This window comes from Streptomyces sp. NPDC001450 (assembly GCF_053597295.1).
Map to the genome: position 1 here is coordinate 271,377 of NZ_JBSFHY010000003.1, position 17,511 is coordinate 288,887.

At 71.4% G+C, this 17,511-nt stretch carries 13 protein-coding genes and 4 pseudogenes; 7 read left to right on the forward strand and 10 right to left on the reverse strand.

The window, feature by feature from the left end:
- Nucleotides 1-67: 67 nt before the first annotated feature.
- The 3 genes and pseudogenes from ACWC5O_RS04750 to ACWC5O_RS04760 all read right to left on the reverse strand — a co-directional run.
- Nucleotides 68-469: pseudogene (locus ACWC5O_RS04750) on the reverse strand (sugar ABC transporter substrate-binding protein); the annotation flags it as partial.
- A 110-nt stretch (nucleotides 470-579) separates the two neighbouring features.
- Nucleotides 580-1,578 carry a LacI family DNA-binding transcriptional regulator gene (locus tag ACWC5O_RS04755; RefSeq protein ID WP_450585023.1) on the reverse strand — a complete coding sequence of 333 codons (999 nt, stop codon included), beginning with the start codon at nucleotides 1,576-1,578 and terminating at the stop codon, nucleotides 580-582.
- Between the two features lie 118 nt (nucleotides 1,579-1,696).
- Nucleotides 1,697-2,368, reverse strand: a complete 672-nt coding sequence (locus ACWC5O_RS04760) for an MmyB family transcriptional regulator (RefSeq protein ID WP_450585025.1) — start codon at nucleotides 2,366-2,368, stop codon at nucleotides 1,697-1,699.
- A gap of 237 nt (nucleotides 2,369-2,605) precedes the next feature.
- On the opposite strand from ACWC5O_RS04760, the gene ACWC5O_RS04765 reads away from it, so the two are divergent.
- The 3 genes and pseudogenes from ACWC5O_RS04765 (at nucleotide 2,606) to ACWC5O_RS04775 (ending at nucleotide 4,349) form a co-directional block, all read left to right on the forward strand.
- Nucleotides 2,606-3,262, forward strand: coding sequence for a helix-turn-helix domain-containing protein (locus ACWC5O_RS04765; protein ID WP_450585027.1), 657 nt, complete (start codon nucleotides 2,606-2,608; stop codon nucleotides 3,260-3,262).
- A gap of 32 nt (nucleotides 3,263-3,294) precedes the next feature.
- Nucleotides 3,295-3,839: pseudogene (locus ACWC5O_RS04770) on the forward strand (toxin-antitoxin system, toxin component).
- A gap of 282 nt (nucleotides 3,840-4,121) precedes the next feature.
- Nucleotides 4,122-4,349 carry a hypothetical protein gene (locus ACWC5O_RS04775; protein ID WP_097258901.1) on the forward strand — a complete coding sequence of 76 codons (228 nt, stop codon included), beginning with the start codon at nucleotides 4,122-4,124 and terminating at the stop codon, nucleotides 4,347-4,349.
- 24 nt (nucleotides 4,350-4,373) lie between these two features.
- Here ACWC5O_RS04775 and ACWC5O_RS04780 read toward each other — a convergent pair whose 3' ends face one another.
- Entirely contained in the window at nucleotides 4,374-5,054 is a 681-nt protein-coding gene (locus tag ACWC5O_RS04780; RefSeq protein ID WP_450585029.1) for a 4'-phosphopantetheinyl transferase family protein, read from the reverse strand.
- Nucleotides 5,002-5,907 carry a metallophosphoesterase family protein gene (locus ACWC5O_RS04785; protein ID WP_450585030.1) on the reverse strand — a complete coding sequence of 302 codons (906 nt, stop codon included), beginning with the start codon at nucleotides 5,905-5,907 and terminating at the stop codon, nucleotides 5,002-5,004. The genes ACWC5O_RS04780 and ACWC5O_RS04785 overlap by 53 nt, the downstream gene beginning before the upstream one ends.
- A 282-nt stretch (nucleotides 5,908-6,189) precedes the next feature.
- Between ACWC5O_RS04785 and ACWC5O_RS04790 the strand changes: the two genes are divergently transcribed.
- Together ACWC5O_RS04790 and ACWC5O_RS04795 are read left to right on the forward strand one after the other, a co-directional pair.
- On the forward strand, nucleotides 6,190-7,323 hold the full coding sequence (locus tag ACWC5O_RS04790; RefSeq protein WP_450585032.1) for an ATP-grasp domain-containing protein: 1,134 nt from the start codon (nucleotides 6,190-6,192) through the stop codon (nucleotides 7,321-7,323).
- A 135-nt stretch (nucleotides 7,324-7,458) separates the two neighbouring features.
- On the forward strand, nucleotides 7,459-9,144 hold the full coding sequence (locus ACWC5O_RS04795) for a carbohydrate binding domain-containing protein (RefSeq protein ID WP_450585033.1): 1,686 nt from the start codon (nucleotides 7,459-7,461) through the stop codon (nucleotides 9,142-9,144).
- Nucleotides 9,145-9,417: 273 nt separating this feature from the next.
- On the opposite strand, the gene ACWC5O_RS04800 is transcribed toward ACWC5O_RS04795, so the two are convergent.
- The 3 genes and pseudogenes from ACWC5O_RS04800 to ACWC5O_RS04810 form a co-directional block, all read right to left on the reverse strand.
- Nucleotides 9,418-12,471, reverse strand: a complete 3,054-nt coding sequence (locus ACWC5O_RS04800; RefSeq protein WP_450585035.1) for a glycoside hydrolase family 38 N-terminal domain-containing protein — start codon at nucleotides 12,469-12,471, stop codon at nucleotides 9,418-9,420.
- A 32-nt stretch (nucleotides 12,472-12,503) separates the two neighbouring features.
- Entirely contained in the window at nucleotides 12,504-13,841 is a 1,338-nt protein-coding gene (locus tag ACWC5O_RS04805) for a 6-phospho-beta-glucosidase (protein ID WP_450585036.1), read from the reverse strand.
- Nucleotides 13,838-13,975: pseudogene (locus tag ACWC5O_RS04810) on the reverse strand (ArsR family transcriptional regulator); the annotation flags it as partial. The pseudogene ACWC5O_RS04810 and the gene ACWC5O_RS04805, both read right to left, overlap by 4 nt.
- Nucleotides 13,976-14,396: 421 nt before the next feature.
- Between ACWC5O_RS04810 and ACWC5O_RS04815 the strand changes: the two are divergent.
- Nucleotides 14,397-14,688 (forward strand): annotated as a pseudogene (locus ACWC5O_RS04815) (histidinol-phosphatase); the annotation flags it as partial.
- On the forward strand, nucleotides 14,688-15,530 hold the full coding sequence (locus ACWC5O_RS04820) for a hypothetical protein (RefSeq protein ID WP_450585038.1): 843 nt from the start codon (nucleotides 14,688-14,690) through the stop codon (nucleotides 15,528-15,530). The pseudogene ACWC5O_RS04815 and the gene ACWC5O_RS04820, both read left to right, overlap by 1 nt.
- A gap of 4 nt (nucleotides 15,531-15,534) precedes the next feature.
- Here ACWC5O_RS04820 and ACWC5O_RS04825 read toward each other — a convergent pair whose 3' ends face one another.
- Both ACWC5O_RS04825 and menE read right to left on the reverse strand, forming a co-directional pair.
- On the reverse strand, nucleotides 15,535-15,990 hold the full coding sequence (locus ACWC5O_RS04825) for a MaoC family dehydratase (protein WP_450585039.1): 456 nt from the start codon (nucleotides 15,988-15,990) through the stop codon (nucleotides 15,535-15,537).
- Entirely contained in the window at nucleotides 15,987-17,501 is a 1,515-nt protein-coding gene (menE, locus tag ACWC5O_RS04830; protein WP_450585041.1) for an o-succinylbenzoate--CoA ligase, read from the reverse strand. Before menE ends, ACWC5O_RS04825 begins: the two co-directional genes overlap by 4 nt.
- Nucleotides 17,502-17,511 lie beyond the last annotated feature (10 nt).

Sequence of the window (17,511 nt, forward strand, 5' to 3'; positions counted from 1 at the left end):
CTGGTCGGCGAGGCGGCGCCGCCCCCGGCCCCCTACCGGGGGCGGTGCCTGCACCGGGTGGACCATGCTTCTGGATGGTGTCGTAGCTCTTCAGTTCCTTGAGGTACGGCGTGAGATCGGCGGCCTGGTCGATGTCGACGACGTGCCTGGCATCGGTGAAGTACGTGTAGAAGACGTCCTCCATCTGCCCGCCGGCGAGCTTGGCGTCGAACGTCTTCGGGTCCTGGCAGGGGAAGGCGTCGTGCGCGACGACGTCGATGTCCGGGTTCTGCTTCTCGAAGGAGGCGATGTCCTGCTCGAAGAACCGCCGGTCGACCTCGGCGCTCCTGGGCGGCTCGCAGTTGACCGTGATGCGGGTCTTGCCGCTCGCCGAGCCGTCGTCGCCCGACCCGCAGGCGGACGCGGCGAGAGCGAGGGAGGAGCAGACGCCGATCGCGGCGAAGGTACGGCGGATCCCGGTGCTTCTCATCGGTGGACCCCTCAAGGCAGGAGCGGTGGGCGCCGCACACTCAAGCACCGACGACATCGGCTCGCAATATGTCGCGTAGAATCTGTAATTATTCGACAGGAGCGTGGATCTCAGGGACGCGGTGCTTGCGCGGTCGACCCGCGGACCACCAGTTCCGGCTCGAACAGCAGCTCCTCCGCCGGTACGGCCGTCCCGCCGATCTGCGCGTTCAACAGCTCGACCGCCGCCCGGCCCATGGCCTCGATGGGCTGGCGGACGGTGGTCAGCGGGGGTTCGGTGCAGTTCATGAACGCGGAGTCGTCGTAACCGACCACGGAGACCTGGGACGGGACGTCGAGCCCTTTGCGACGGGCCGCCCTGATCGCGCCGAGCGCGAGCGGGTCGCTGACGCAGATGATGCCCGTGACCCCCTGGTCGATCAGCCGGGCGGCCGCCGCGTGGCCGCCCTCGATGGAGAAGATGGCCCGGGCGACGAAGGCGTCCGGCAGCTCACCAGCGACCGCGCGCGCCGCCGCCAGCTTCCGCGCCGACGGCACATGGTCCCCGGGCCCGAGCACGAGACCGATGCGCTCGTGCCCCAGAGAGGCCAGGTGCCGCCAGGCCTGTTCGACGGCGACGGCGTCGTCGCAGGACACGCCCGGGAAGCCGAGGTGTTCGATGGCCGCGTTGACCAGCACCACCGGGATGTTGCGGTCGGCGAGCAGCCGGTAGTGGTCGTGCGGGGCGTCGGCCTGTGCGTACAGGCCGCCGGCGAAGACGACGCCGGACACCTGCTGCTGCAGCAGCAGCTCCACGTAGTCCGGCTCCGAGACCCCGCCCTTGGTCTGCGTGCACAGCACCGGGGTGAGTCCCAGCTGTGCGAGAGCACCCCCGATGACCTCGGCGAACGCCGGGAAGATGGGGTTCTGCAGCTCCGGCAGGACCAGGCCGACGAGCCGGGCGCGCTCGCCGCGCAGCTGGGTGGGGCGCTCGTAGCCGAGGACGTCGAGAGCCGTCAGCACCGCCTGCCGGGTGGCTTCGGAGACCCCGGGCTTGCCGTTGAGCACCCGGCTGACCGTGGCCTCGCTGACCCCGACCTTCTTCGCCACTTCCGCAAGTCGACGCGTCATGCGTGCAAGAGTAGCGCAAGTTACGCAAGCCGTTTGCGTAAACGGGGCATGGGGTGCCGCTGGACGGAGGGGGTTCCGGCCCGGCCCCGTCGGCGACCTGAACGCCGACGGAGCCGGGTCAGCCCTCGGGGTCCGGGACGACCGCCAGATGCGTGCCCGCTCCGCGCGCCCGGCGCGGCCGCCGTGAGGTCGCGGCCGGGCGGCGGGCGTCACGCAGGACCATGGTCAGGCGCGCGCAGCCGATCTCCTGAAGCGTCCGGGGCGTCTCCTCGACGATCCGGCACTCGGTCGGGCCCCGCCGCGGATCGGGGTGGACCAGGAGGCGTACGGCACCGTCGAGCTGCGTCCCGGCCTCACCGACGGCGCGGATCCAGTGCGGCAGACCCTGCCGGTAGGCGGCCTCCATGATCGGGTCCTGGGCGATGTCCCGGCGGACGGCCTGGAGTTCGTGATCGTGGCCGTAGCGCTCGACGGCGGTCTTGAAGTGGGCCAGCATCGGCAGGCACCAGCCCGCCTCGTGGTCGCCGAGGATCTCGGCGGCGTCGGGGTGGAACAGGACGAACCGCAGGAAGTTGTCCCCGGGCATGGCCGTCGGATGAGGTCGCACGCCCCGGAAAAGTGTCCCGAACGCGCCGTTGGCCAGCACCACGTTCCAACGGTGGTCGACGACCAGGGACGGGAGCGGAACAGCCTCCAGAAGCGTGGCGTAGTCCTGTAGATACGCCTGGACCTCGCAGCCCTCGGGGACGGGCCGCGGCGCCGGCCACTGCCCTCCTGCCTGATGTGCCATCGGGAGGTCACCCCTCTTGCCTCTGCGGCCTTCACGCGGCGAAGCGATCCTGCTGCCCCGACGAGAGGCATGTCAACTATCGTGGCATTTCATGTCGGTTGACGGCTGAAACTCGCCACAGTTGTGGCGGGACCTGGCTGCGAGTTCGAAGCACCCGCTACTCTCCGGGAAGTTCACGACAACCGCTTGTGAGAAGCGACGCACCTCAAGCCCTCGAGAGACGTAGGAGTTCTGTCGGTGACGGATGGCTACGAGGATCCGGGCGCCACGGAGACCGCTCAGCTGCCGGCCGTCGTCGCCCGCGTCACCGCACTCGCCGACCGGCTCGGCGTGCCGCATGCCGAGGTCTTCGACGTCGGGCGGCTCTCCGTCGCCTGCGGTGTCCCTGAGCCGGTGGTCAGGGCCCTGCTCAGCGACCGCCCGGCGGGCGAGCCGGACGTCCAGGCCCGCTTTCTGCAGCGCCTGGACCTGCTGCGCCGCACCCGGCTGAAGCCGGGCGGCCGCAAGTACACCCAGCAGGAGATCGCCGACGGCGCGGGCATGTCCCGGCAGCAGGCCGGCGCGCTCATCAACGGTGACCGGCGGCCCACCATGGAGCACTGCGACGCCCTGCAGCGGTTCTTCCGGGTGCACGCCGGCTTCCTCACCGCGGAGGACCCCGAGGCCCTCGCGGGCGCGCTGCAGCGCACCGAGCAGGAGCTGCTGCAGAAGCTCGCCGACCGGGAGCGGGCCGCGGCCGAGGCGGCGGACGATCCGCTGGAGCGGCTGCTGCAGGACCACGGGGTGCGCGGGATCGCCTGGCGGGCCGCGCAACTGCCCACCGACCAGCACCGGGACAAGGTCGCGGAGTGGCTCGACATGCTGCTGGAGAGCGTCAAGCGGCCCGAGTCGTGAACCAGGGAAGGACCGTGGGCATCGGCAGGGGCCTGCGCCGGTTGTGCGCCGAGCTGGCCGGGGAACTCACCCTGCCCGCGCCGGCCCCGCCGCACGAGCTGTACCGCGCGCCGTGCGACACGATGAGCCGCCGCCGCGGCCGCCCCGTCCACTTCCGTACGGCCGCCTTCCCGCCCGGCACGGCCAGCGGGCTGTAGCCGGACATGGCCGACCGCGACCTGGTCGTCGTGGAGCAACGCACCGCGCCCGCCCACCAGTTGGTGATCCTCGGCCACGAGCTGTGGCACATGCGGGCCGACCCCGCGGCCACCACCGCGACCATGCCGGAATCGGCGTCGCGACGCGTCTGCTGAGCGACGACACCGAGCAGACCGCCCTGCGGGCCACGATCCACCGCGCCGCCGCCCGCACCCGCTTCGACCAGACCGAGGAGCGCGAGGCCGAGACCTTCGGCCTTCTCCTCGCCAGCAAGTGCCGCACCTGGCTGTCCGGTTCGGCCCTGCGCGGCCCGGGCCGCCCGGACGACGTGGCGGGCCGCATCGAGGCGTCACTGGGGTATCCGGGGCCACAGGGCTGACCCCCGGCGCCCCGCCGCGAACGTCACGTCGCGCTGCGTTCGCCCGCCTCGCGCAGCTCCCCTCCCGTGCGCGGCCGTACCGCCCGCACCGGGCGCGGTCGCGGCATGTCGGCCACCCTGGGGTATTCGGTGGCGTTTCGCCTCGGCTAAGCGGGCGAACCATGGCAGAGCGAAACGGCGTTGTCAGTGGTGCGCGGCAAGCTGGTGGTGTGCGCCGTACGACTGCGGTGCACGGCGCCGCAGGGCGCGCGACCGTGACGCCGAACCGGGGAGAGCCGACCGATGCCCACCGCCGTACTGACCGACCGTGAGCGCACCGCCGTACAGGCCTATCTGAGGCTGCTGCACACCGTGCGCGCCGCCTTCGACGGGCCCGTGGACGGCGGCCGGCCCGTCGTGGTGCCGCCCGCCGTGCTCGCCGAGGCGGACGGGGCCCTGGCCCGGGCGGGACTCGCGGGCAACGAGGAGGAGTTCTTCAGGTTGCTGCGCCACTGGTGTCCACAGGAGTGAGCCGGCGACGCGTGGCCGTCCCGTTCAGTGGTGCGCGACGGCCACCGTCGTCAGTACGAGACCGTCCGCGACCAGCCAGCGGCCGTCGAACCCGGTCAGGCGTACGCCGTCCACCTCCGGCCCCGGGACGAGGAGCCGGGCGTGGAAGCGGCCGCGCGTGCCCGGGCCCGGTTCGTCGACCAACTCGATGTCGGCCTCGGAGAAGTCCAGCCAGGCGCGGGCGAGGGGAAACCACGCCTTGTAGACGGACTCCTTGGCGCTGAACAGCACCCGGCCCCAGTGGACGCCGGGCCGAGTGGCGCTCAGCCGGCGATGGCGGTCCTGCTCCGCGGGCAGTGCGATGCTCTCGAACACACCCTCCGGCAGGGGTCCGTGGACCTCGGCGTCGATCCCGACAGAGGCCAGATCCGCGGCGCGGACCAGCGCCGCGGCGCGGTACCCGTCGCAGTGGGTCATGCTGCCGACCAGCCCGGCCGGCCAGCGGGGCGCACCGCGCTCGCCGGACAGCACGGGCTGCGGCGGCACGCCGAGCTTCTCCATGGCACGCCGGGCGCAGACCCGTACCGCCGTGAACTCCCGGCGGCGCTTGGCCACCGCCCGTGCCACGAGCCGCTGCTCCTCCGGGTACAGCGAGCTCTCCCGGGCCTCGTGGTCACCGAACGCCTCCACGGCCACCACCGACTCCGGGAGCAGCTCCTCGATCACCGGGTTCGACCTCCATCGGCAGGATGCGGCGCGGTTGCCCCGGGGGTACCGAGCGCTTGCGCCATTCACGGGGGTATCCCACGGACACCTCTTCGAAGCGGACACCCTCGTGCCAGGTGGTCCGTGGGATGTGCAGGTGTCCGTAGACCATGGTCTCGACCCGGAACCGGCGGTGCCAGTCGGCGGTGAGGGCGGTGCCGCACCACATGGCGAACTCCGGGTGCCAGAGCACGTCCATCGGGTGCCGGTCGAGCGGGTAGTGGCCGGCGAGGACGGTGGGCAGGTCCGCGGGCAGCTCGGCGAGTCTGCGCTCGGTCTCGGCGACGCGGGCCCGGCACCAGTCCTCGCGGGTCGGGTAGGGGTCGGGGTGCAGCAGGTACTCGTCGTTGCAGACGATGCCGGTGCTCTCCGCGTAGGCCAGCCCCTCCTCCTTGGTGGCGCAGCCGGCCGGCAGGAAGGAGTAGTCGTACAGCAGGAACAGCGGGGCGACGACGACCGGGCCGCCCGGGCCGTGCCAGACCGGGTACGGATCCTCGGGCGTGGTCACGCCCAGTTCCCGGCACAGGGCGACGAGGTGCTCGTAACGGGCGACGCCGCGCAGGGTGACGGTGTCCCTCGGATGGGTCCACAGGTCGTGGTTGCCGGGCGCCCACAGGACCTTGCGGAAGCGGCCCGCGAGGGTGGCGAGGGTCCACCGGATGTCCTCGACGGTCTCCGCGATGTCCCCGGCCACGATCAGCCAGTCGTCGGCCGTCCCGGGCCGCATCCGCTCGACGAGCGCGCGGTTCTCCGGATAGGAGATGTGCAGGTCACTGATGGCCAGCAGCTGTCCGGCACCGGCCGTCGACTCCACCCCGCGCCCCTTCCGATCATCCTGTCCGCACCACGACAACACATTTCACCGGCCGGGGACAAGGGGAACCCGCGCCGGTCGGGTCCCGCTGGACAAGCCCTGGACAGGCGCTGGGAATCCGTAACATCCGCGTTGCACGCCGGGGCTCTTGAAAGCCGTATGATCGCCCCAACACCGACGCCCCGAATCCCCCTTCGCGCAGGGCCGTTCGGTGTCCCTTCCTCCCTCCTGCCCGGGCACGGGCCGCTCAGCCCTGCCCGAAAACCCCGAAAGGCGGCCTGCATGCTCTCTCGCGTACGCGTCTGGCTCAACCGCACGTACGCGGAGAACGTGTTCTTCATGGATCAGCTGCGGAGAAATCCCAGCGACCGGGCGGTCGAGATCCATGCCACGCACGGGGACGCCGACTCCCCCGTGCTGGCCGCCGCCGACACCGCCGACCTGGAGCCGGAGGGCCTGTCCCCGGCCGCGTACGTCGAGTACGCCCTCGACCAGTGCGCGCGGCGCGGCATCGACGTGTTCGTGCCCCGGCTGCACCAGACGGCGATCGTGGCGCACCGCGCCGAGTTCACGGCGGTGGGTACGGCGCTGCTGGCGCCGACGCCCGAGGGGGTGGCCGTGTTCGAGGACAAGGCGACCGCGTACGAGGCGGTCCGCTCGGTCGGCGTGCCGGTACCGCCGTGGTGGCGGGTGCGTACGGCGGACCAACTCGTCGCAGCGGTCGAGGAGTTGGAGGCGGCCGGGCACAAGGCGTGCTTCAAGCCGGCCGCCGGCGCGGGCGGGGTCGGCTTCCGTGTGATCACACGAGCGCCCTTCTCGCTCATGCACCTCAACGGCTTCCCGGGTCCGCACGTCCAGCTGGATCTGGTCGTCGAGGCACTGGAGCGGGCCGAGGAGACCGTGGACTGGCTGGTGATGCCGCGCCTGGAGCAGCCGGAGGTGTCCGTCGACTGCCTGACCGGGCCGGACAACCGCGTCCGGATGGCCGTGGGGCGCACCAAGAACGGCCGCCGCCGGGGCTTCACGCTGCACGAGCAGTGGCTGGAGCCGGCCCGGCTGATCGCGGAGGGCTTCGGGCTGCACTACCTGTCCAACATCCAGTTCCGCATGCTCGGCGACCGTCCGGTGCTGCTGGACGTCAACACGAGGCCCGCGGGCGGGCTGCACCAGCTGTCACTCTGTGGGGTGAACGCGCCCTGGGCCGCCGTGCAGTTGGCGCTGGGCGAGGATCCGGGTGCGGTGGAGCCGCCGTTCCTGGGCCAGGACTACACGGTGGTGTCGGGGCCGCGTCCACTGCGGCCGGTGTCGCTGCCGCAGCAGAGGCTGGAGGAGGCCGAGGTCCTGTTGCCGGCCGTACCGACGCCCGCTCCCGAGGTCACCACGGAGGCCGGCGCACCCGCCACCGCCCCCGCATAGCCTCGACACCCACACCGGTCTGGACCAATCCGGGTTCATCCTCTTGACACCCCGATTGGTCCATACCAACTTGGTTGGCGCACCCCGCACTCCCCTGCACACTCCCGAACACCCCATTCCCCACAGGGAGATCGCGTGCGCCACACACTCACACGTTCCAGACGTCGGCTTCTCGCCCTCCTCGGCACCGCCGCCCTCGCGCTCGGCGGAGCCGTCGCCCTCCCCGGCACCGCTCAAGCCGCCGACATCCTCACCAACCCCGGCTTCGAGTCGGGCGGCCTCTCCCCCTGGAGCTGCACCGGCAACCTCGGCTCGGTCGTCTCCTCCCCCGTGCACGGCGGCTCCAAGGCCCTGCAGGGCGCGGTGACCTCGAGCGACAACGCGCAGTGCAGCCAGACCGTCGCCGTGCAGCCGAACACGACGTACACCCTCAGCGGCTGGGTCCGCGGCTCGTACGTGTACCTCGGCGTCAACGGCGGCGCCTCCACCTGGACGACGTCCCCGTCCGCGTACAGCCGGCTCAGCGTGTCCTTCACCACCGGTGCCTCACAGACCAGCGCCACCATCTATGTGCACGGCTGGTACGCGCAGGGCTCCTACTACGCCGACGACATCGGCCTGGACGGCCCGGGCGGCGGAGGCGGCGGGGACACCCAGGCGCCGACCGCGCCCAGCGGGCTCACCTCGACCGGCAAGACCTCGTCGAGCGTGTCGCTGAAGTGGAACGCCTCCTCGGACAACGTGGGCGTGACGGCGTACGACATCTACAGCGGCTCCAGCCAGGTGCTCAGCGTCTCCGGTACGTCCGCCACGGTCAGCGGGCTGTCGCCGAGCACGGCCTACACCTTCACGGTCAAGGCGCGGGACGCGGCCGGGAACACCTCCGCGGCCTCCGACTCCGTGTCCGTCACCACGGACGCGGGCAGCGGCGGCGGCACCGGATTCAAGCAGGCGGCGCCGTACCTGTACGAGGGCTGGGGCGATCCGCCGAACCCGAGCACGGTGATGAGCGCGACCGGCATCAAGTGGTTCACGATGGCGTTCGTACTGGACTCGGGCGGCTGCACCCCGGCCTGGGACGGCAGCCGGGCGCTGACCGGCGGTGTCGACCAGACCGCCGTCAACCAGATCCGCTCGGCGGGCGGTGACATCGTCCCGTCGTTCGGCGGCTGGCAGGGCAGCAAGCTGGGCGCCAACTGCTCCTCTTCGAGCGCGCTGGCCGGGGCGATCCAGAAGGTGATCGACGCCTACTCGCTCAAGGCGATCGACATGGACATCGAGAACACGGACGAGTTCGAGAACGAGGCCGTCCAGGCGAAGATCCTCACCGCTCTGAAGACGGTCAAGGCCAACAACCCCGGCCTGAAGACCATCGTCACCTTCGGCACCTCGACCACCGGCCCGACCTACTACGGCAACCGGCTCATCGAGCAGGCACAGTCGCTCGGCGCCGGCATCGACGTCTTCACCATCATGCCGTTCGACTTCGGCGGCGGCTCCGACATGTACGGCAACACGGTCAACGCGGCCGAGGGGCTGAAGAACAAGTTGAAGTCCACCTTCGGCTGGGACGACACGACCGCCTACTCCCACATCGGCATCTCCGGCATGAACGGCCTGTCCGACCAGCAGGAGAACACCACCCCGGCGATCTGGACCCAGATCCGCGACTGGGCGAACTCGCACCACATCGCCCGGCTCGCCTACTGGGCCGTCAACCGCGACCGGCCGTGCCCCGGCGGCGGCGTGGTGAGCAACTGCTCCGGCATCAGCCAGAACACCTGGCAGTTCACCTCGATCACGGCCGGGTTCACCGGCTGAGCACGGCACCGGCACGACCGGAATCCCCCGGCTCCCGAGCCGGGGGATTTTTTTCCGCCCAGGGTGTATCAGGCGGCGACCCGGCCGCTCTCCATATCAGGAACGGGAAACACGGGGGAACAACGGGGGAGGCACCAACACGGGGGAAGTACCAACACGGGGGAAGTACCAACGGGGGATCGGGTCGGTCGGTCGCGGTCACGGGGAGCGACCGGCCGACCCGATGCACATGGCCAACTTGGCGTCGGTGAACCAGGATTGTACGGCCCTGGGTCAGCCCACCTCGGCGCGCCGCAGCCGCAGGGTCAGGATCTGGAAGGGCCGCAGGGCGACGGAGACCCCGCCGCCGGGCCGCACGACCGCGTCCTCCAGCGGCCGTTCCAGCAGGTCGGTGACCTGAGCGCCCGCGAGCGGGAACCCGGTGCGCAGCACACCGCTCGCCCGCCCGCCCCGGGACTCGTAGAGGCGTACGACGACGTCACCGGAGCGGTCGTCGGCGAGCTTGACCGCCTCGACCGTCACGCCCTCGCCGTCCACCGAGACGACCGGCTCCGGCGCGCCCGCCGCGTCCGTCACCCGCAGCGGGAGGTTGAGCGCGTAGCCCTCGGCGACCGCGTCCGCGATGTCCGCGCCGGGCAGCAGGGAGTAGGTGAAGCGGTGCCGGCCCTGGTCGGCACCCGGGTCCGGGACACGCGGGGCGCGCACCAGGCTCAGGCGGACCGTCGTGGTCGTACCGCCGTCCTCGCGGACCGTGCGGGAGACGTCGTGGCCGTACGTCGAGTCGTTGAGGACCGCGACGCCGTAGCCGGGCTCGGCGATGTGCACCCAGCGGTGGCCAAAGACCTCGAAACGGGCCGCCTCCCAGCTGGTGTTGGTGTGGGTGGGGCGCTGGACGTGGCCGAACTGGATCTCGGCCGAGGAGTGCGGGGCACGGATGTCCACCGGGAAGGCGGCCTTGAGGATCTTCTCGGTCTCGTGCCAGTCGATGTCCGTCTCGATGTCGACACGGGAGCTGCCCGCGCGCACGGTGAGGGTCTGGGTGATCTTCGAGCCCTTGCCGAAGGAGCGCGTGACGCGGATCGCGCCGACCAGCGGGTCCTCCTCGACGACGGTGACGGAATCGGCGTCCAGAAGGTCCGTGTACCGGTTCTTGTAGTGCTTGTCGATGTCCCAGGCGTCCCAGTGGTTGGGGAGGTCGGTGTGCAGGCGCAGGAGGTTGCCCGGCTCGGCGAGGACCTCGCGGTCCGCTCGCAGGTCGTACACGGACGACAGTGTTCCGTCTTCTGCCACCGCTACCCGGACCAGGCCGTTGTCGAGGACGCGGCCGCTGACCGTGACCGGCCGCGGGGGCTCCGCGTTCGCGACCGGCGCGCTTCCGTTCGCGGGCACGCGCACGAACGCCGGCGCACGCCCGGACGTGCGGACCACCTCGGCACGGTCGTACGGGCTGGTGTTGAACACGCGCGTCCCGCCGGCGCCGAGCGCCGCCACCGCCTCGGCGGTCAGCTCCTCCAGCTCCCCCGCCACGCGGGCGTACTCGGCCTCCGCCTCGCGGTGCACCCAGGCGATGGACGAGCCGGGCAGGATGTCGTGGAACTGGTGCAGCAGGACCGTCTTCCAGAGGCGGTCGAGCTTCTCGTACGGGTAGGTGTGGTCCGGCGCGTGCAGCGCGGCCGTCGTCGCCCACAACTCGGCCTCGCGCAGCCGGTGTTCGCTGCGCCGGTTGCCCTGTTTGGTACGGGCCTGGGAGGTGTAGGTGGCGCGGTGCAGCTCCAGGTACAGCTCGCCGACCCAGACCGGGGCGTCCGGGTACTCGGCGCGGGCCTTCGCGAAGAACGCGTCGGGGTGTTCGATCTCGACCTTCGGGGAGCCCTCCAGGTCCCTCAGCCGCCGGGCCCGCTCCATGATCTCGCGGGTGGGTCCGCCACCGCCGTCGCCCCAGCCGAAGGGGGCGAGGGAGCGGGTGGCGCCTCCCTTCTCGCTGTAGTTGCGGACCGCGCGGGCCATCTCCTCGCCGCTGAAGCGGGCGTTGTAGGTGTCGACGGGCGGGAAGTGGGTGAAGATGCGGGTGCCGTCGATGCCCTCCCACCAGAAGGTGTGGTGGGGGAACTTGTTGGTCTGGTTCCAGGAGATCTTCTGGGTCAGGAACCAGTCGTTGCCGGCGAGCCTGGCCAGCTGCGGGTACGCGGCGGTGTAGCCGAAGGAGTCGGGCAGCCACACGCCCTTGGTCTCGACGCCGAAGTGCTCGATGAAGAAGCGCTTGCCGTGGACGAGCTGGCGGGCGAGGGCCTCGCCGCCGGGCAGGTTGCCGTCGGCCTCCACCCACATGCCGCCGACCGGCACCCACTGGCCCTTCTTGACCGACTCCTGGATGCGGGCCCACACCTGCGGGTAGTTGTCGCGCACCCACTCGTACTGCTGGGCCTGCGAGCAGGCGAAGACGAACTCCTCGTACTCGTCCGCCAGGGAGGTCACGTTGGAGAAGGTGCGGGACGTCTTGCGCTTGGTCTCGCGGATCGGCCACAGCCAGGCCGAGTCGATGTGGGCGTGGCCGACTCCGGAGATGCGGTGCGCGCTGGCGTTCGCGGGCTTGGACAGGGCCGGCTTCAGCGCCTCGCGCACGGCGGCCGCCGAGCCGGGGACGTCGTCCAGGTCCAGGAGGTCCATGGCCCGGTCGAGGGCGTGCATGATCTCGTGGCGGCGCGGGTCGTGCTCGCCCAGCTGCAGCATCAGCTCGCGCAGCACCTGGACGTCGAGGTCGAGGTGCCAGACCTCCTCGTCGAGGACGGCGATGTCGGCGCGGCGGAACGTGTACAGGGGACGGTCGCCCGCCGTCAGTACATCGCCGAGAGGGGTCGGCCCCACGAAGTCGCCCGCGAGGATGTCCGGGTTCGAGGCCGCCTCGACCAGGTAGTCCACCACCTCACCGCCCGCCGCCGGGTTGGCGATCGGCACGTACTGGTTGAGCGGGTTGACCGCCTTCAGCTGCGTCCCGTTCGTCAGGTGCACCAGCGCCTCGGCCTGGTTGCCGGGCCAGTCGCCCACGAAGCCGAGGTCTATGACGGCCTCGACGCGCCGGCCCGCGAACTCGGCGGGCACCCGGCCGCGCATCCGGAACCAGGTCGTGCCCCAGGGCGGTCCCCACGGGGTGTCCATCGCGAAGGGCTCGTACGGCGCGGCCGCGGCCTCCTCGAAGGAGACCGGCTCTCCCGGGGCCTGCCAGGACTCCACCTCGAAGGGAACGGCGGCCGCGTGGATCGCGGGCTTGATGCGCTGGTTGTGGAGTCGCTCTACGCGCTCCTCGATCCGGCGGCGTTCGTCGTGCATGGAAGTCTCCAGGGAACGGGGAGGGAAAGCGCTTACCCAAGATACGCCAGGCCCGGATGGACCCGGGTGTAGCCCTCGACCAGCCTGCGGGCCACGTTCACGGAGTCGACCAGCGGGTGCAGCGCGAAGGCCTTCACCGCCGTCGTACGCGAACCGGACGCCGCGGCGGCGAGCACCTCGCGCTCGACCGCCTTGACCGCGCACACCAGGCCGGTGGCGTGACCCGGCAGCGGATCGACGGCGACCGGATGGGCGCCGTTGGCGTCGACCAGGCACGGCACCTCGATGACGGCGTCCGGGTCGAGGACCGACAGGGTGCTCTGGTTGCGTACGTTGAGGATCAGGGTGGTGCGCTCGTCCCGGGCGATGGCCCGCATCAGTGCGAGGGCCACCTTCTCGTAGCCGCCGGAGAGGTCGTCGGCGTCGCGCTCGCCGGCGCCGGCCGTCTCCCGGGCCTCGGCCATGTAGGTCGCCTCGCGTTCGGCGCGGGTGCGGTCCCAGGCGTCGAGGGCGGAGACGTCCGCGCGCCGGGCCTCCTCGTAGAACCGCGCCTGCTGGTCGCACAGGAAGGCACCCCGGGTCTTCTCGGCCTGCTGGTAGGCGCGTACGGCCTCGCGGTTGAAGTAGTAGTAGTGCAGGTACTCGTTGGGGACCGCGCCGAGGGACCGCAGCCAGTCGGCGCCGAAGAGCTTGCCCTCCTCGAAGGAGCCGAGCAGGCCGGGGTCGGCGAGCAGGCGCGGGAGTTCGTCGCGGCCCGCGATGCGCAGGCCGCGTACCCAGCCGAGGTGGTTGAGGCCGACGTAGTCGATCCACGCCTCGTTCGGGTTCGCGCCGAGCGCCCGGGCGATACGGCGGCCGAGGCCGACCGGCGAGTCGCAGATGCCGATGACCCGGTCGCCGAGGTGGCGGGACATGGCCTCGGTGACCAGTCCGGCCGGGTTGGTGAAGTTGATGACCCAGGCGTCGGGCGCCAGGCGGGCCACCCGTCGCGCGATGTCGACGGCGACCGGGACCGTCCGCAGACCGTAGGCGATCCCGCCCGCGCCGACCGTCTCCTGCCCGAGGACGCCCTCCGCCAGGGCCACCCGCTCGTCGTTCGCCCTGCCCTCCAGGCCGCCGACGCGGATCGCGGAGAAGACGAAGTCGGCACCGCGCAGGGCCTCGTCGAGGTCGGTGGTGGCGGTCACGCGGGGGGCGTCGGCGACGGCCGACGCCTGTTCGTCCAGCACACGGGCGACCGCGGACAGCCGGCTGTCGTCCAGATCGTGCAGCACGACCTCGGTGACCCGCCCCTCGGCGCGGTCCGTCAGCAGCGCCCCGTACACGAGCGGCACCCGGAATCCGCCGCCGCCCAGAATCGTCAGCTTCACGTCTGCACCCTTCCCGCCAGGACCACTGCGACGCCCGCCTCCTCCGGTGCGGAGCGGGTCACCGGGTCGACCGGCGCGTGCGTCACCACCACGTCCAGGTCCCCGGGACCGCAGACCTTCGCCATCCCCGTACCGTTCCTGAGGCTGTTGCCCGGTGTTGACCAACTCACCATAATCCGGACGTGCGGTCCGGTAGCCCTCCGAACGGTCTCCCGGCCGGCAGCGACTCCCCAGGTCGGCCCGCTGAATGCCCGAGGCGCTCGCCCACCAGGCGCTGGACCTTCTCGTCCGCCGCTCCCACGCGCAGCCGGTCCCGGATCCCTGCCCCGACGGCGTGGCGCCCGTGAAGGGAGCAGTCGGCACACGCAGTGCACGCTTCCTCCCGCACTTGCGCACCACCGGCCCCTCCCCCTGGTCGCACCGAACACAGCCGCCATGATCGATGATCCGTTCCAAGCGCCGGTGGTGATATCGGGAACCGGACCCGGTTCACCCGCACGAGGGACAGACTGACCAGCCACGGCCAACACCCCAGCCAACAGCCGCCTACCCGTCCATCATCATCTGGCCGCTGGGCCGACTACGGCGCGAACCACGACGCGGCTGCAGCGGGACTGCGACTTGGGGCGGGACGTGACGCTGGGTGGCCGGCTGCGCGTCCGCAGGGGCGAGAAGATCACGCTGTACGTGACGGTGACCACCGCCTCCCGGGCCAACCCGCAGGATTCCTGTCGGCGCGGCGGTCGACCCGCACGGGCCGCTCCCCCACAAGCCCGGAAACGGTGACCCGCGGGCTGATACGTGGTTCTATTCCAACCCCATCTTCGTCGACGTGACAGGAGCCTGATGAGACGTCATCTCCTCACCCTCACCGCCTTATTGGGCACGCTCGCCCTCGGCGCCCCGAGCGCCTCCGCCGCCGAGGGGCCCCAGTGGGCGCAGGCCGGGACGTCGTACACCGACACCCTCGGCGGCGGTCAGGGGCTCGCGAGCCGGGCGGACGGTTCGCTGCTGCACCGCGGTCTGCTGGACATCCCGCTGGACCTGCGGATCAAGGGCTGGAACCACGTGGGCGACCCGGACATCGTGCGCGGCTACGTCTTCGACGCCTATCAGGGCGCCGACACGGCCACGTCGAAGCTGTACGCCGTCACCACGCCGTCCGGGAAGCGGTACGACTTCGTGCACCGGCTGGATCCGGGCGAGAAGGTGAACAACTCCTTCGCCACCGTCTCGCCCGACGGCCAGTGGCTGGTGTCGGGCGAGTGGGGCGACCAGAACCGGCTCCAGGTGTTCCCGGCACCCCTGCTCAACCCGGCCACGCCGGCCACCGGCGGGTCGCTGGCGCAGGCCGGGCAGATCAGCCTGGACAAGCCGGTGCGGGACATCCAGGGCTGTGACTTCGTCACCGCCACCCGGCTGGTGTGCGCCTCGGACGACGCCTCCGGCGCGCTCTTCCCGCAGAGCAGGCCGCTGCTCCGGGTCGACCTGCCGCACCCGCTGGACGGCAAGCCCGTCACCGGCACGGTGACCAGCCTGTTCGGTCTGCCGCAGAAGAGCGTGTGCACCGGCACGTTCGAGGCGGAGGGCGTCGACTACGACCCGGGCAGCGGCACGCTGCGGGCCGAGGTGATCCCGCCGGGCGTGTGCGCGGTCGCGACGACCGTGTACGCCTACCGGCAGCAGTAGCCGCTCACGCGTAGAAACGGGAGAGACTCTGCAGGACGGCGGCGGGCTTCCCGCCGCCGTCGATCTCCACCGTGCCGTCGACGGCGATCTGCACCCCGCCCGGCACGTCCTCCACGGAGGCGAGGCGCGCGGCGAGCCGGATGCGCGAGCCCACCTTCACCGGGGCGGGGAAACGCACCTTGTTCAGCCCGTAGTTGACCTTGGTGGTCACGCCCTGGACGTCCAGCAGTTCGGTGAAGAGCGGGATGAACAGGGAGAGGGTGAGGTAGCCGTGGGCGATCGGGGCGCCGAAGGGGCCCTCCTTGGCGCGTTCGGGGTCGACGTGGATCCACTGGTGGTCGCCGGTGGCGTCGGCGAAGGTGTCGATCCGCTCCTGGGTGACCTCGATCCACTCGCTGGTGCCGAGGTCGCTGCCGGCCAGCTTCTTCAGCTCGTCCAGACCGTTGACGGTGACGCTCATGAGGTGCCTTTTCCTTGCGGGAGTCGGTGGCCGAAGTGCTTGCGCACCCGGGACTTGAGGAGCTTTCCGGAGGCGGTGCGCGGGAGTTCGTCCGCGACCACCAGCGACTTGGGGATCTTGTACTTGGCGAGCCGGCCGGCCAGCGAGGCCAGCACCTCGTCCGGGTCGAGGTCCACCCCCGCCTCGGGTACGACGACCGCGCGGGGCACCTCGCCCCACTTGTCGTCCGGGACACCGATGACCGCGCACTCGGCGACGCCGGAGTGGGCGAGCAGCAGGTCCTCGATCTCGGCGGGGTAGACGTTCTCCCCACCCGAGATGATCATGTCCTTCATGCGGTCGACGATGTGCACGTAGCCGTCCGCGTCGACACGGGCCGCGTCCCCGCTGCGGAACCAGCCGGCGGCGAAGGAGGCGGCCGACTCCTCGGGCAGCCCCCAGTAGCCGGACATGACGTGCGGCCCGCGAACGACGACCTCGCCGGTCTCGCCCACGTCCACCGGGGTGAGGTCGGGCCGCACGACCCGGACGTCGCTGAAGAAGTGCGGTACGCCCGCCGAGCCGGCCTTGCTCACCGCGTGTTCGGCGTCCAGGAACAGGGTGCCGGGCGCGGCCTCGGTCATGCCGTAGCCCTGCAGGAAGGTGAGGCCGCGTTGTTGGTAGGTGGCGATGAGCGGTGTCGGCACGGGTGAGCCGCCGCAGGTGAGGATCCTGAGCGAGGACAGGTCGGCGGCCGGCCAGCGGGGGTGCCGGGCGATCCGTTCGAACATGGTCGGCACGCCGAACATGAAGGTGATCCGGTGCCGTTCGACCAGGTCGAAGGTGGCGTGAGGGTCGAAGGACTCCACCAGGACGCAGGTGCCGCCCTTCAGCAGGACCGGCAGGGTCAGCATGTTCAGGCCGGCCGTGTGGAAGAGGGGGGCGCAGACCAGGGCGCGTTCGTCGGCGGTCAGGTCGGTGTCCACCAGGACGTTGATCGCGTTCCAGGTGAGGTTGCCGTGGGTGAGCATCGCCCCCTTGGGCCGGCCGGTCGTCCCCGAGGTGTACATGATGATGCAGGTGTCGTCGGGGGTGACCGGTTCGTCGATCGGCCCGTCGTCCGCCGACGTCAGCAACTCCTCGTACTCGGCGCCCACTTCGACGTACGTCCGTACCTCGGGGGCGTCGGGCAGTACGGTGCGGGAGGGGGCGTGGACGAGGACGCGGGCACCGGAGTCGGCCAGCTGGTAGGCGAGTTCGGGGCCGGCGAGGCGGGTGTTGAGCGGGACGAAGACCGCGCCGAGCAGGCCGGCCGCGAACAGGGTCTCCAGGTAGGCGGGGTGGTTGGGGCCGAGGTAGGCGACGCGGTCGCCGCGGCGGACGCCCCGGGCGCGCAGGACCCGGGCCAGCCGGCTGGTGCGGGTGTGCAGTGTGCGGTAGTCGGTCGACCGGTCACCGTGAACCAGCGCTGTGCGGTGCGGGGTCTTGCGGGCCCGGCGTGCGGGCCACGACCCCAGTCCCTCGTTGCGCATCCGGCACCCC

Coding starts and splice junctions, on each gene's coding strand:
- ACWC5O_RS04755 (WP_450585023.1), bottom strand. CDS start 1,578: ATGACGCGTCGACTTGCGGAAGTGGCGAAGAAGGTCGGGGTCAGCGAG.
- ACWC5O_RS04820 (WP_450585038.1), top strand. CDS start 14,688: ATGAGACGTCATCTCCTCACCCTCACCGCCTTATTGGGCACGCTCGCC.
- menE (WP_450585041.1), bottom strand. CDS start 17,501: ATGCGCAACGAGGGACTGGGGTCGTGGCCCGCACGCCGGGCCCGCAAG.
- ACWC5O_RS04760 (WP_450585025.1), bottom strand. CDS start 2,368: ATGGCACATCAGGCAGGAGGGCAGTGGCCGGCGCCGCGGCCCGTCCCC.
- ACWC5O_RS04800 (WP_450585035.1), bottom strand. CDS start 12,471: ATGCACGACGAACGCCGCCGGATCGAGGAGCGCGTAGAGCGACTCCAC.
- ACWC5O_RS04825 (WP_450585039.1), bottom strand. CDS start 15,990: ATGAGCGTCACCGTCAACGGTCTGGACGAGCTGAAGAAGCTGGCCGGC.
- ACWC5O_RS04775 (WP_097258901.1), top strand. CDS start 4,122: ATGCCCACCGCCGTACTGACCGACCGTGAGCGCACCGCCGTACAGGCC.
- ACWC5O_RS04790 (WP_450585032.1), top strand. CDS start 6,190: ATGCTCTCTCGCGTACGCGTCTGGCTCAACCGCACGTACGCGGAGAAC.